General features: G+C 74.8%; 11 protein-coding genes. All 11 read right to left on the bottom strand.

Annotated features, from left to right (window positions below; translation table 11 throughout):
- Positions 1 to 65: 65 nt before the first annotated feature.
- Complete coding sequence (gene metK, locus PGN05_RS03800) at positions 66 to 1,262, bottom strand: methionine adenosyltransferase (protein ID WP_419751190.1); 1,197 nt, start codon at positions 1,260 to 1,262, stop codon at positions 66 to 68.
- Between the two features lie 109 nt (positions 1,263 to 1,371).
- The gene (coaBC, locus tag PGN05_RS03795) at positions 1,372 to 2,583 is read right to left on the bottom strand and encodes a bifunctional phosphopantothenoylcysteine decarboxylase/phosphopantothenate--cysteine ligase CoaBC (RefSeq protein WP_419751189.1); all 1,212 of its coding nucleotides are present in this window, start codon (positions 2,581 to 2,583) and stop codon (positions 1,372 to 1,374) included.
- A gap of 132 nt (positions 2,584 to 2,715) precedes the next feature.
- Positions 2,716 to 2,979 carry a DNA-directed RNA polymerase subunit omega gene (gene rpoZ / locus PGN05_RS03790; RefSeq protein WP_012949163.1) on the bottom strand — a complete coding sequence of 88 codons (264 nt, stop codon included), beginning with the start codon at positions 2,977 to 2,979 and terminating at the stop codon, positions 2,716 to 2,718.
- Between the two features lie 60 nt (positions 2,980 to 3,039).
- Positions 3,040 to 3,654 (bottom strand): guanylate kinase, encoded by a 615-nt coding sequence (gene gmk / locus PGN05_RS03785; RefSeq protein WP_419751188.1) that lies wholly within the window; start codon positions 3,652 to 3,654, stop codon positions 3,040 to 3,042.
- A 39-nt stretch (positions 3,655 to 3,693) separates the two neighbouring features.
- Positions 3,694 to 4,044 carry an integration host factor, actinobacterial type gene (mihF, locus tag PGN05_RS03780; protein WP_419751187.1) on the bottom strand — a complete coding sequence of 117 codons (351 nt, stop codon included), beginning with the start codon at positions 4,042 to 4,044 and terminating at the stop codon, positions 3,694 to 3,696.
- Between the two features lie 332 nt (positions 4,045 to 4,376).
- Positions 4,377 to 4,682, bottom strand: a complete 306-nt coding sequence (locus tag PGN05_RS03775; protein ID WP_419751186.1) for a hypothetical protein — start codon at positions 4,680 to 4,682, stop codon at positions 4,377 to 4,379.
- A complete protein-coding gene (gene pyrF, locus PGN05_RS03770) occupies positions 4,679 to 5,557 on the bottom strand; it encodes an orotidine-5'-phosphate decarboxylase (RefSeq protein ID WP_419751185.1) in 879 nt (292 codons plus the stop codon). The genes PGN05_RS03775 and pyrF overlap by 4 nt, the downstream gene beginning before the upstream one ends.
- The gene (locus PGN05_RS03765) at positions 5,554 to 6,540 is read right to left on the bottom strand and encodes a dihydroorotate dehydrogenase (RefSeq protein ID WP_419751184.1); all 987 of its coding nucleotides are present in this window, start codon (positions 6,538 to 6,540) and stop codon (positions 5,554 to 5,556) included. The genes pyrF and PGN05_RS03765 overlap by 4 nt, the downstream gene beginning before the upstream one ends.
- Entirely contained in the window at positions 6,537 to 7,460 is a 924-nt protein-coding gene (locus PGN05_RS03760; protein WP_419751183.1) for a dihydroorotate dehydrogenase electron transfer subunit, read from the bottom strand. The genes PGN05_RS03765 and PGN05_RS03760 overlap by 4 nt, the downstream gene beginning before the upstream one ends.
- The gene (gene carB, locus PGN05_RS03755; protein WP_419751182.1) at positions 7,457 to 10,756 is read right to left on the bottom strand and encodes a carbamoyl-phosphate synthase large subunit; all 3,300 of its coding nucleotides are present in this window, start codon (positions 10,754 to 10,756) and stop codon (positions 7,457 to 7,459) included. Before carB ends, PGN05_RS03760 begins: the two co-directional genes overlap by 4 nt.
- Positions 10,743 to 11,867, bottom strand: a complete 1,125-nt coding sequence (gene carA, locus PGN05_RS03750; protein WP_419751181.1) for a glutamine-hydrolyzing carbamoyl-phosphate synthase small subunit — start codon at positions 11,865 to 11,867, stop codon at positions 10,743 to 10,745. The genes carB and carA overlap by 14 nt, the downstream gene beginning before the upstream one ends.
- Positions 11,868 to 11,953 lie beyond the last annotated feature (86 nt).

Below are 11,953 nucleotides of genomic sequence, written 5' to 3'. Positions count from 1 at the left end.
CGGCCTCGGCCCCCTGCAGGGTCCCGACGCGAGCGTGCGAGCGGCGGGGGGCAGGGGGCCCTCGCTCAGACTCCGGCCGCCGAGCGGAGCGCCTCGACGCGGTCCACGCGCTCCCAGGGCAGGTCGACGTCCGTGCGGCCGAAGTGGCCGTAGGCCGCCGTCGGCGCGTAGATCGGGCGCAGCAGGTCCAGGTCGCGGACGATCGCGCCCGGGCGCAGGTCGAAGACCGAGCCGATGGCCTTCTCCAGCACGTCGTCGGACACGGTGCCGGTGCCGAAGGTCTCGACGAACAGCCCCACCGGGTGGGCGGCGCCGATCGCGTAGGCCACCTGCACCTCGCAGCGGCGGGCCAGGCCGGCCGCGACGACGTTCTTGGCCACCCAGCGCATCGCGTAGGCGCCGGAGCGGTCCACCTTCGACGGGTCCTTTCCGGAGAACGCGCCGCCGCCGTGCCGCGCCATGCCGCCGTACGTGTCGACGATGATCTTGCGGCCGGTCAGCCCGGCGTCGCCCATCGGCCCCCCGATGACGAACTTGCCGGTCGGGTTGACCAGCAGCCGGTAGCCGGTGGTGGGCAGGCCGAGGGCGGCCAGCTCCGGCTCGACCACGAGCTCCTGGACGTCGGGGGCCAGCAGCTGCTCGATGGAGATGTCCTCGGCGTGCTGGGAGGAGACGACCACGGTGTCGACGGCGACCGGGCGGTCGTCCTCGTAGACGACAGTGACCTGGGTCTTGCCGTCGGGCCGCAGGTAGGGCACCGAGCCGTCCTTGCGCACCGCCGACAGGCGCCGCGCCAGCCGGTGCGCCAGCGCGATCGGCAGCGGCATGAGCTCGGGGGTCTCGTCGGTGGCGTAGCCGAACATCAGGCCCTGGTCACCGGCGCCCTGCCGCTCGATCTCGTCCTCGGCCGAGCCGGACGTGCGGGCCTCGTAGCCGGTGTCGACGCCCTGGGCGATGTCGGGCGACTGGGAGCCGATCGAGACGCTGACGCCGCAGGAGGCGCCGTCGAAGCCCTTGCGCGAGGAGTCGTAGCCGATCCCGAGGATCGTCCGCCGCACGATCTCGGCGATGTCGACGTACCCGGCGGTGGTGACCTCACCGGCGATGTGCACCTGGCCGGTGGTGATGAGCGTTTCGACGGCGACCCGGCTGCGCGGGTCCTGCTGGAGCATCGCGTCCAGGATCGAGTCGCTGATCTGGTCGGCGATCTTGTCCGGGTGGCCCTCGGTCACCGACTCGGACGTGAAGAGGCGGCGTGGCACTCGGGGCTCCTGACGGTCGGGGACGGTTCGGGGCCTGCCGGGCGGCAGGTGCGTCGGGTGCACGGTACCGGCGCGGGTCGACCCGCGGCCGACCGCCGTCCGGGTGGGCTCAGCGCAGGCGCGCGGCCACGGCGGTCCAGATCCCGGCGGCGACGGCGTCCTTGCTGCCCTCCGGCAGCTCCGTGGTGCTGCCGTCCGCGCCGAGCACCACGGCCGCGTTGTCCGGCCGGCCGAACACCCGGCCGCCGGAGACGTCGTTGACCACGAGCAGGTCGCACCCCTTGCGGGCCAGCTTGGCGCGCGCGTGGGTGAGGACGTCGCCGGCGTCGTCCCCCGTCTCGGCGGCGAAGCCGACCACCACCTGCCCGGTCGGCCGCTTGCCGACGAGCTCGACCAGCACGTCCGGGTTGCGCGCCAGCGGCACCGAGTCCGGCTCGGCGGCGCTGTCCTTCTTGAGCTTGGTGGCCGCGACCGTCGCCGGCCGGAAGTCGGCGACGGCGGCGGACATGACGACGACGTCGGCGTCCGCCGCCTCGGCCAGCACGGCGCCGCGCAGCTCCTCCGCGGTCCCGACCGGGACGACGCGGACCCCGAACGGGGCCGGCAGGTCGACGTTGGCGGCGACCAGGACCACCTCGGCACCCCGGGCGGCGGCCACCCGGGCCAGGGCCCAGCCCTGCTTCCCGGAGGAGCGGTTGCCCAGGTAGCGGACCGGGTCGAGGGGCTCGCGGGTACCGCCGGCGCTGATGACCACCCGGCGGCCGGCCAGGTCGGGGGCCAGTGCCGCCGAGCCGTTGCTGAGCACCACCGCGGCGAGGGCGGCGATGTCGGGGGGCTCGGGCAGGCGGCCGGGTCCGGAGTCGGGTCCGGTGAGCCGGCCGACCGCCGGCGGCAGCACGATCGCGCCACGGCGGCGCAGCGTGGCGACGTTGTCCTGCGTGGCCGGGTGCAGCCACATCTCGGTGTGCATGGCCGGCGCGAAGACCACCGGGCAGTGCGCGGTGAGCAGGGTCGCCGCGAGCAGGTCGTCGGCGCGGCCGGCGGCGGCGCGGGCGAGCAGGTCGGCGGTGGCGGGGGCGACGACGACGAGGTCGGCGGCCTGGCCGATCCGCACGTGGGCCACCTCGTCGACGTCGGTCCAGACGTCGGTGGTGACCGGGTGGCCCGACAGCGCCTCGAAGGTGGCCGCGCCGACGAAGCGCAGCGCGGCGGGGGTCGGCACGACGCGGACCTCGTGCCCGGCCTCGGTGAACGCCCGCAGCAGGAGGGCGGCCTTGTACGCGGCGACGCCGCCGCTCACGCCCAGCACGATCCTCGCCATGCGGCTCATCCTCCACACACGACGACGCCCCCGGCGCGAACCGGGGGCGTGGTCATCAGATCGGGCGGGCACGGCCCCTCTGCAGGGGCCCACGCCGAGCTCGCGAGGCGTGGGGGGCAGAGGGGTCCTTCTTCAGTTCTCGCCGGCGGTGTGGGTGAGCAGCCCCTCGTTGATCTCGCGCAGCGCGATCGACAGCGGCTTCTCCTGCGGGGCGGTGTCGACCAGCGGGCCGACGTACTCCAGCAGGCCCTCGGAGAGCTGGCTGTAGTAGGCGTTGATCTGGCGCGCGCGCTTGGCGGCGAAGATCACCAGGCCGTACTTGCTGCTGGTGCGCTCGAGCAGCTCGTCGATCGGCGGGTTGGTGATGCCCTCGGGGGCGGGTGCGACTCCGGACACGGGCGGGCCTGCTCCTTGCGGTCGTTCGACGGGAGTGTCGGGCGGCGGGACCGGGGCCCGTCACTCAGGAGCGCCGCTGCCCCGCACGGGACGGCCGGACGACGGCGCAGTCAGCAAGGATACCAACTCGTCCGCCGCCCGTGCGACGTCGTCGTTGACGACCACCACGTCGAACTCCCCGGACGCGTCCAGTTCGGCCTGGGCGATGGCCAGCCGGCGCTCCTGGACGGCGGGTGGCTCCGAGCCGCGGCCGGCCAGCCGGCTGACCAGCTCGGCCCACGACGGCGGCGCCAGGAACACCAGCTGGGCGTCGGCGTCGCGGGCCCGGACCTGCCGGGCGCCCTGCAGCTCGATCTCCAGCAGCGCCGGCGCCCCGGTGGCCAGGCGCGCGCGCACCGGAGCGGCCGGCGTGCCGTAGCGGTTGCCGGCGTACTCGGCCCACTCCAGCAGGCCGTCCTCGGCGACCAGCCGGTCGAACTCCGCGTCGGTCAGGAAGGAGTAGTGCACCCCGTCGACCTCACCCGGCCGGGGCCGCCGGGTGGTGGCCGACACCGACACCCAGACGTCCGGGTACCGGCGCCGGACCTCGGCCACGACCGTGCCCTTGCCGACCCCGGAGGGTCCGGAGAGCACGGTCAGCCGGGCCGGGGGGCGCTCCTCGGCAGCACGTCCCACGCGTCGTCGTCCTCGGCCTCCGGTGCCTCGCCGTGCGGGTCAGCCCTCCGCGGCGACCTGCTCGGCGGCGACCTTCTCGCCACCGAACTCCGCTTCGAGGGCCTTGCGCTGGTTGGCACCCAGACCGCGCACCCGGCGGGTCGGGGAGATCTCGAGCCGCTCCATGATCTTGGCAGCCCGCGCCTTGCCCACGCCGGGCAGGGACTCCAGGACCGCGGAGACACGCATCTTGCCGATGACCTCGTCGCTCTCGCCCTGGCGGAGGACGTCGCCCACGGTGGCACCCTTGCTCTTGAGCCGCTCGCGCAGCTCGGCACGGGCCTTGCGGGCGGCGGCGGCCTTCTCCAGTGCGGCGGCGCGCTGTTCGGGGGACAGATCCGGGAGAGGCATGGTGCGACCCAATCGTGTCGTCGCCGGCTCGCGTCTCGACCGGCGGGATCGGTGCGGTGTCGGGACAGGGCTCGCTGCTGAGCCCTGTCGGCCAACCTAGTTCCCGGAAAAGCGCAGGTCACGCCCGTCTTTCGGGGCCGTGTCCAGCAATCGGTGACGCATCGGGCACGCTCCGTCGAGCATCGTCCTCACCCTGCGTCATCACCGCAGGTCAGCGGCCATCCCGGGTCGCCGCGAGGTCGTTGCACTTGCGGACGGTTCCGTCCGACACGCCGCAGTACGACACGCCGGTACGGGCCGGAAACCGCTGGTGGAACGCCCGTCCGGCCGGCTCAACCGCCCGCGCGCCGACGGGACCGGCGCCCGAGGGCCCAGCCGCCGACGCCGGCGAGGACCAGCAGCCCGAGGACGACCAGGCCGGCGCCGGCGGCGTGCCGCCAGGTCCACAGCACGGAGCCGTCGACGGACAGCACGAGCTCGCTCCGGTAGGCCGCCGGGGACCCCTCGGGCACCAGGGGGGCGTAGCTGCCGCTGTACGCGGTCCAGGTGGCGGTGTTGGCCAACCGGAACACGACGGCGCCCGCGGCGACGAGGGCCAGCCCCACCGCGGTGACCGCCCAGGGCGCGGCGCGGCTCACCCGGCCAGCTCGGTGGCCCAGCGGTCGGCCGCGGCCCGCAGCGCCGCGGCGTCCGGCCCGGCGGCGAGCACGTCGCGCGACACGGTCGGGACGACGGCCGCACCGGCGCCGAAGAGCCGGCGCAGGTCGGCCGGCGACCCGCCCTGCGCGCCCAGCCCCGGGGCCAGCACCGGGCCGCCGAGGCCGCTCAGGTCGACGTCCAGCTCCGCCAGCGTGGCGCCCACGACGACGCCGAAGGAGCCGGTGGTGGGCCCCCAGCGGCTGGCGAGGTCCTGCACGGCGCCGAGGTCGGGCAGCGGGTCGCCCAGCACCCAGCCCGGCGTGTTCCAGCCGCGGACGGTGTCCACGACGACCTGGGCGACCGTCCGCTCCCCCACCAGCGCGTGCTGCAGCGCGCCGGCGTCGGGGTTCGAGGTCCGGGCCAGGACGAACAGCCCGCCGCCGGACTGCCGGGCGGTGTCGACCGCCGGCTGCAGGGAGCCGGGGCCGAGGAAGGGGCTGACCGTCATCGCGTCCACCGCCAGCGGGTGGTCGGGGCGCAGGTAGTCGGCGTAGGCGTCCATCGTCGAGCCGATGTCCCCGCGCTTGGCGTCGAGCAGCACCAGCGCCCCGGCGGCGCGGGCCCGCGCGACGGCGTCCTCCAGCACCGCCAGGCCGCGGGAGCCGTGCCGCTCGTAGAACGCCAGCTGCGGCTTGAGGACCGCCACGGTGCCGGCCAGGGCGTCGACGACGGCGTCGGTGAACCGCGCCAGGCCGTCGGGGCCGTCGGGCAGCCCCCAGCGCTCCAGCAGCGGCACGTGCGGGTCGATGCCCACGCACAGCGGCCCGCGCGCGGCGACGGCGTCGGCCAGGCGCTCGCCGAACGGCGCGCTCACCGGTGCGCGTACCCGACGGCGTCGCGCAGCGAGGCGAACCCGCGCGCGGCCAGCGCCGCGGCCAGCTCCTCGTGGACGCGGGCGACCGCGGACGGGTCCGCGAACACCGCCGTCCCGACGCTGACCGCCGAGGCGCCGGCGAGGACGAACTGCAGCGCGTCCAGGCCGGTGCGGATGCCCCCCATGCCGAGGATCGGCACGTCCGGCAGCGCCTGGTGCACCTGCCAGACGCAGCGCAGCGCCACCGGGCGGATCGCCGGGCCGGACAGCCCGCCGGTGACCCCGCCGAGCACCGGCTTCATCGTGTCGGGGTCGATCACCAGCCCGAGCAGCGTGTTGATCATCGACAGCCCGTCGGCGCCGGCGGCGGCCACCGAGCGGGCCACCGCGACGATGTCGGTGACGTCGGGGCTGAGCTTGGCGTAGACCGGCTGGGCGGGGTCCGCGGCGGCCCGGACGGCGGCGACCACGTCGGCGGCCGCGACCGGGTCGCAGGCGAACACCTCGCCGCGGCTCTCGACGTTCGGGCAGCTGATGTTGACCTCGAGGCCCAGCACGCCGGGCACGCCGCGCAGGCGGGTGGCGAGCTCGGCGAAGTCCTCGACGCGGGTGCCGGCGATGGAGACGAAGGCGCGCGCGCCGCGCTCGGCCAGCCAGGGCAGCTCCTCGGCCAACAGCCCGTCGATGCCCGGCCCCTGCAGCCCGATGGAGTTGAGCATCCCGCTGGGCGTCTCCGCCATCCGCGGGGTGGGCCGGCCCGAGCGGGGCCGCAGCTGCACCGACTTGGTGACCACCGCGCCGACCGCGGCGAGGTCGACGAACGGCTCGAGCTCCTGGCCGAACGCGGAACAGCCGGAGGCGGTGAGCACCGGGCTCGGGATCGCCGCCGTCCCCAGGGCCGTCGACATGTCGACGGCGGTGGCGGAGTCGCTCGAGCGCGGTTCCTGCGCTCCAGCGACTCCGCTCGACTCGACGAGGGTCATGGTGCGACCACCCCCATGGCGTCGGCGCCGACGACGTCCCACGGCAGGGCGCCGACGTCGGCGAAGCGGACCCGGTCCCCGCCGAAGACCGGCCCCTCGGTGCAGGAGCGGGAGAACCGGGTCCGCCCGTCCTCCCCGACCACCGGCAGCACGCAGGTCATGCACACCCCGATCCCGCAGGCCATCGACTCCTCGACGGCGACGTAGGAGGGCACGCCGGCCGCGGTGGCCGCGTCGGCGACCGCGCGCAGCATCGGCATCGGCCCGCAGGCGTAGACGACGCCGGCGTCGCCGAGCAGGTCCGCGAGCGCGTCGGTGACCCGGCCCCGCCGGCCGGCGCTGCCGTCGTCCGTGGTGACGGCGACCGCCCCGGCCACCGCCGACAGCTGGTCGACCGAGCACAGCCGGTCGGCGCTCGCCGCCCCGGTGACCGCGGCCACCGGGTGCCCTCGGTCGCGCAGCTGCGCGGCCAGCCCGACCAGGGCCGCGGCGCCGTAGCCGCCGCCGACCACGACCGCGGTCGCTCCGGCCGGGGCCGCCGGGAAGGGGCGGCCCAGCGGGCCGACGACGTCGACGGTGTCGCCCGGCCGCAGCGCGGCCAGCCAGGTGGAGCCCGGACCGTGCGGGGCGACCACCACGCTGACCGCGCCCCCGCCGGCGCCGGCGATGGCGATGGAGCGGCGCAGCAGGTGCGCCGAGGTGGGCCCGCCGACGGCGAAGGCGACGAACTGCCCCGGCTCGGCGCGCTCGGCGACCTCCGGAGCGGCCAGGGTGAGCTCGACGTAGGCACCGACCGGCCGCGCCGCGAGCACCTCCACCACCCGCTGCACCGGCCGGTTCGCCGCCCGCGGCGCCGGCTCGGTCAGCAGCCCCTCCCGACGGTTTCCACGAGAACCGACGGGAGGTGGGGTGGCGGTCACGGGCGGGTTCCGGCGGTCAGGGCGGCGTGGACCTCCTGGAGGCTGCGCACACCGACCTCGCCCTGGCGCAGCGCCTCGATGCCCTGCACCGCGGCCCCGAGCCCCTGCACCGTGGTGATCGAGGGGATCCCCGCCGCGACGGCGGCCGTGCGGATCTCGTAGCCGTCCAGCCGCGGCCCGCTGTTGCCCGGCGAGCCGAACGGGGTGTTGACCACGATGTCGACGTCGCCGGCGAGGATCGCCTCGACCACGTTCCCCGGACCCTCGCTGAACTTGCCGACCACGTCGCAGGGCACGCCGTTGCGGCGCAGCACCTGCGCGGTGCCCGCGGTGGCCAGCACCCGGAACCCCAGGTCGGCCAGCCGCTTCACCGGGAAGACCGCCGAGCGCTTGTCGCGGTTGGCCAGCGAGACGAAGACCGTCCCGGTGGTGGGCAGCGAGCCGTAGGCGGCGGCCTGGGACTTCGCGAACGCCGTGCCGAAGCCGGTGTCGAGGCCCATGACCTCGCCGGTGGACTTCATCTCCGGGCCGAGCACCGTGTCCACGTTCTGCCCCTCGACGGTGCGGAAGCGGTGGAACGGCAGCACCGCCTCCTTGACCGCGATCGGCACGTCGGCGGGCAGGTCGGCGCCGTCACCGGCGGCCGGCAGCACGCCCGCGGACCGCAGGTCGGCGATCGTCTCCCCGACCGCGATGCGCGCGGCGGCCTTGGCCAGCTGGACGGCGGTGGCCTTGGAGACGAACGGCACCGTCCGGCTGGCCCGCGGGTTGGCCTCCAGCACGTAGAGGATGTCGTCCTTCACCGCGTACTGGACGTTGACCAGCCCGCGGACGCCGACCCGGGCGGCCAGCTGCTCCGTCGCGGCGCGGATGCGCACGATGTCGGCCTGGCCCAGCGTGATCGGTGGCAGCGCGCACGCCGAGTCGCCGGAGTGGATGCCGGCCTCCTCGATGTGCTCCATGACCCCGCCGAGGTAGAGCTCGGCGCCGTCGTAGAGCGCGTCGACGTCCACCTCGACGGCGTCCTCGAGGAACCGGTCGACCAGCACCGGGTGCTCGGGGCTGACGTCGGTGGCCTTGGCGATGTAGGCCTCGAGCGTCGCGTCGTCGTAGACGATCTCCATGCCGCGCCCGCCCAGCACGTAGGAGGGGCGGACCAGCACCGGGTAGCCGACCGCCGCGGCGATCTCCCGCGCCTCGGCGAAGGTCGTCGCGGTGCCGTGCTTGGGTGCCAGCAGCCCGGTGTCGTGCAGCACCCGGGAGAAGGCCCCGCGGTCCTCGGCGGCGTCGATGGACTCCGGGGAGGTGCCCAGCACCGGGACGCCGGCGTCCTTGAGCCGCTGCGCCAGGCCCAGCGGGGTCTGCCCGCCGAGGGTGCAGATGACCCCCGCGACCGGACCGGCGGCGCGCTCGGCCTCGTAGACCTCGAGGACGTCCTCGAAGGTCAGCGGCTCGAAGTACAGCCGGTCGGCGGTGTCGTAGTCGGTGGAGACGGTCTCCGGGTTGCAGTTGACCATCACCGCCTCGTAGCCCGCGTCCTGCAGGGCGGCGACCGCGTGCACGCACGAGTAGTCGAACTCGATGCCCTGCCCGATCCGGTTGGGACCGGAGCCGAGGATCAGCACCGCCGGCTTCTCCCGCGGCTCGACCTCGGTCTCCTCGTCGTAGGAGGAGTAGTGGTACGGGGTGCGGGCGGCGAACTCCGCGGCGCAGGTGTCGACGGTCTTGAACACCGGCCGGATGCCCAGGCGCCAGCGCAGCACCCGGACGCCGTCCTCCCCGGCCAGCTCCGGCCGCAGCGCGGCGACCTGCCGGTCCGACAGCCCCGACCGCTTGGCCCGGTGCAGCAGGTCCGGGGTGAGCGACGGCGCGTCGCGGACCGCCTCGCCGATCTCGCGCACCTGGGCGACCTGGTCGACGAACCACGGGTCGAAGCCGCTGGCCTCGGCCACCTGCTCGACGGTGGCGCCGGCCGCCAGCGCCTGCTCGACGACGTAGAGCCGCCCGTCGACCGGGGTGCGCAGCGCCTCGAGCAGCTCCTCGGCCGAGCGGGACTCGGCGTTCCCGGTCCAGAACCCGGCGACCGGGGTCTCCGTGGACCGCATCGCCTTGCCCAGCGCCTCGGAGAAGTTGCGGCCCATCGCCATCACCTCGCCGACGCTCTTCATCGTGGTGGTCAGCCGCGGGTCCGCGCCGGGGAACTTCTCGAACGCGAAGCGCGGGATCTTCACCACGACGTAGTCCAGCGCCGGCTCGAAGCTGGCCGGGGTGACCCCGGTGATGTCGTTGGTGATCTCGTCGAGCGTGTAGCCGATGGCCAGCTTCGCCGCGATCTTGGCGATCGGGAAGCCGGTGGCCTTGGACGCCAGCGCCGACGAGCGGGACACCCGCGGGTTCATCTCGATGACGACCAGCCGGCCGGTCCCGGGGTGGACGGCGAACTGGATGTTGCAGCCGCCGGTGTCGACGCCGACCGCGCGCAGCACCGCGATGCCGACGTCGCGCATCTGCTGGTACTCGCGGTCGGTGAGGGTCATCGCCGGCGCGACGGTCACCGAGTCGCCGGTGTGCACGCCCATCGCGTCGATGTTCTCGATCGAGCAGATGACGACCACGTTGTCGCTGCGGTCGCGCATGAGCTCGAGCTCGTACTCCTTCCAGCCCAGCACCGACTCCTCGATGAGCACGGTGTGCACCGGGGAGTCGGCCAGCCCGTGGCCGGCCATGCGGCGCAGCATCGGCTCGTCGGTGGCGATGCCGGAGCCCAGGCCGCCCATGGTGAAGCTCGGCCGGATGACGACCGGGTAGCCGACCTCCTCGGCGGTGGCGATCGCCTCCTCCACCGACGCGCACACCGTGGAGCGGGGCGCGTCGGCGCCGATGGACCGGACGATGTCCTTGAACAGCTGCCGGTCCTCGCCGCGGTTGATCGCGTCGACGTCGGCGCCGATGAGCTGCACGCCGTACCGCTCGAGGACGCCGTTCTCGTACAGCGCGATGGCGGTGTTGAGCGCCGTCTGCCCGCCGAGCGTGGCCAGCAGCGCGTCGGGTCGCTCCTTGGCGATGACCTTCTCGACGAACTCCGGCGTCAGCGGCTCGATGTAGGTGGCGTCGGCGACCTCGGGGTCGGTCATGATCGTCGCCGGGTTGCTGTTGACCAGGCTGACCCGCAGCCCCTCGGCCCGCAGCACCCGGCAGGCCTGGGTGCCGGAGTAGTCGAACTCCGCGGCCTGGCCGATGAGGATCGGCCCGGAGCCGATCACCATGACGTGCGAGATGTCGTCACGCTTGGGCACTGCGCTCGGCCTCCATCAGGTCGACGAACCGGCCGAACAGGGGCGCGGCGTCGTGCGGGCCGGCCGCGGACTCCGGGTGGAACTGCACGCTCAGCGCCGGCGCGTCGAGCAGCCGCAGGCCCTCGACGACGTCGTCGTTGAGCCCCACGTGGCTGACCTCCACCCGGCCGTACGGGGTGTCGGTGGGCCGGTCCAGCGGGGCGTCCACGGCGAACCCGTGGTTGTGGCTGGTGACCCGGACGGTGCCGCTGACCCGGTCGAGCACCGGCTGGTTGAGCCCGCGGTGGCCGAAGCGCAGCTTGTAGGTGCCCAGGCCCAGCGCCCGGCCGAGGATCTGGTTGCCGAAGCAGATGCCGAACAGCGGGCGCCCGGCGTCCAGGACGCCGCGCACCGCCGCCACCGCGTAGTCGGCGGCGGCCGGGTCGCCCGGGCCGTTGGACAGGAACACGCCGTCCGGACCGGCGGCCAGCAGGTCCTCGGCCGTGGCGGTCGCCGGCAGCACGTGCGTCTCGACGCCGAGCGCGGCGAGGTGCCGCGGGGTCGCGGTCTTGATCCCGAGGTCCAGCGCGGCGATGGTGAACCGCTTCTCCCCCGCCGCCGGGACGACGTAGGGGTCGTTGGCGGTGACCGCGGGCGCGAGGTCGGCGCCGGTCATCGGCTCGGCCGACTGCACCCGGGTCAGCAGCTCCTCGACCGGCAGCCCCTCGCTGCTGATGCCGGCCCGCATCGCGCCGCGCTCGCGCAGGTGGCGGGTGAGCGCGCGCGTGTCGACCCCGCTGATCCCGACGACGCCCTGGGCGGTCAGCTCGTCGTCCAGGCTGCCGGTGGCCCGCCAGTTCGCCGGGCGGCGGGCCGGGTCACGCACCACGAAGCCGGCGACCCACATGCGGCGGCTCTCGTCGTCCTCGTCGTTGACCCCGGTGTTGCCGATGTGCGGCGCGGTCATGACGACGACCTGGCGGTGGTAGCTGGGGTCGGTGAGCGTCTCCTGGTAGCCGGTCATCCCGGTGGAGAACACCGCCTCGCCGACCGTCGTCCCGACCGCGCCGTACGCCTCGCCCCGGAACGTCCTGCCGTCCTCGAGGACCAGCAGGGCCTCTCTCGTACTCACGTCACTGCCTTCCCGTCCATCACCCGGCGAGATCGGCGATCTCGCACGGTTCCCCTGTCCAGAGCGTGCGAGATCGGCGATCTCGC

Origin of the sequence: Geodermatophilus sp. CPCC 206100, from assembly GCF_048569675.1 — a bacterium.
In the GTDB taxonomy this organism is placed as follows: domain Bacteria; phylum Actinomycetota; class Actinomycetes; order Mycobacteriales; family Geodermatophilaceae; genus Geodermatophilus.
Note: the sequence above shows the minus strand (reverse complement) of the source record. Positions and strands in the feature narration are given on the sequence as shown.